Annotated in this window: 1 protein-coding gene; it reads left to right on the plus strand. The window is 29.5% G+C overall.

The window, feature by feature from the left end:
- The first annotated feature begins 27 nt into the window (after positions 1-27).
- Positions 28-348 carry a hypothetical protein gene (locus HCCG_RS11455; protein WP_002957719.1) on the plus strand — a complete coding sequence of 107 codons (321 nt, stop codon included), beginning with the start codon at positions 28-30 and terminating at the stop codon, positions 346-348.
- Positions 349-593: the final 245 nt, after the last annotated feature.

Raw genomic sequence — 593 nt, forward strand, 5'->3', positions numbered from 1 at the left:
GGAAAAAGGAATGAATAGGATATTGTAATGTCAAAGCTTAATTCTGAACCTATAAAAATACAAATAAGAGATGTGTATTATAATCCTATACACAATGCTACTATAAAAATAATTGAAAGAAGAAGTGATAAGATTCTCTATAATCAAGAGAGTGCAAATGGGGAAGTTATTTTAGATGATATAGAGAATCTTAAAGACTGCCACGCTTTTAAAGTAGAGATACAACATTCTCATTATCACTCTAAACCAAAAACAGATTCTTTTTGTATTAGAGAGGCACATAGAGGAAAATATCATACCTTAGAATTTCTCTACCAAGAGAAACTTTTAGTAAGCATGTATATGTAGAAATAAGAGAACAAATACAAAATACTTGTGAGGATAATAGGGCAAATACAATATGCCTACCAAAAAGAACATACAATATAGACAATAATACATTTGCAGAACAAGAAGCACTACAAGCAATCAATCATTTACAAATTTATCTCAAAGCTTACTATAACCAAGATACGATTCCAAACAAAGATAAACAAAGCAATAAACAAAAACAAGCTTATAAAGAGCAAAAGAAAGAGACGAAGTGGGGTATT

This window comes from Helicobacter cinaedi CCUG 18818 = ATCC BAA-847, assembly GCF_000155475.1.
In the GTDB taxonomy this organism is placed as follows: Bacteria; Campylobacterota; Campylobacteria; order Campylobacterales; family Helicobacteraceae; genus Helicobacter_C; species Helicobacter_C cinaedi.

Bases quoted from the DNA above. Each gene is read 5' to 3' on its own strand.
- HCCG_RS11455 (WP_002957719.1), top strand. From the start codon at position 28: ATGTCAAAGCTTAATTCTGAACCTATAAAAATACAAATAAGAGATGTG.